Consider the following 500-nt stretch of genomic DNA (forward strand, 5'->3'; position numbering starts at 1 on the left):
CTGGTGAAGCAAAAGACAGCCAGCGCCAAACAGTTGCGCGATATGCTGCTGGAGCTGGGCCACCCGATAGCCAAAGGCGATGCGGCGTTGATGAAAGCCATTCCGGAGATATTGGAAGATGGCGGGAATCAACTACCCGGCGACTTCAGAGCCGTGCTTGATGAGCAGCGGCAACATCTTAAGACACTGCTGGCGCGTATCGCCGAGGTGGAACAACGTCTCAAACGCCAGATTAACGACGATGAAGTCTGTCAACGGCTGCAGGCACTCGAAGGGGTCGGGCCGGTTAACGCCATGAGCTTAAAAATCACCCTGAGTGATACAGAACAATTCAACAATGGCCGCCAGGCAGCAGCCTGTATCGGTGCCACGCCCGTTCAGCACAGTAGTGGCGGAAAAGAACGGCTGGGGTCGATATCCAAAAAATCGGGGCATAAGACCCTGCGTAGCACGCTGTATGAAGGGGCGATGGCGGTCATACGGCAACTAGATAAACGTGA

1 protein-coding gene is annotated in these 500 nt (G+C 55.2%); it reads left to right on the forward strand.

Features of this window, described 5'->3' with window-relative positions; all coding sequences use genetic code 11:
* A partial coding sequence (locus ABD028_RS23210) for a transposase (protein ID WP_343847696.1) occupies positions 1–500 on the forward strand: 500 nt, incomplete at both ends.

Source organism: Bowmanella denitrificans (genome assembly GCF_039522935.1).
In the GTDB taxonomy this organism is placed as follows: domain Bacteria; phylum Pseudomonadota; class Gammaproteobacteria; order Enterobacterales; family Alteromonadaceae; genus Bowmanella; species Bowmanella denitrificans.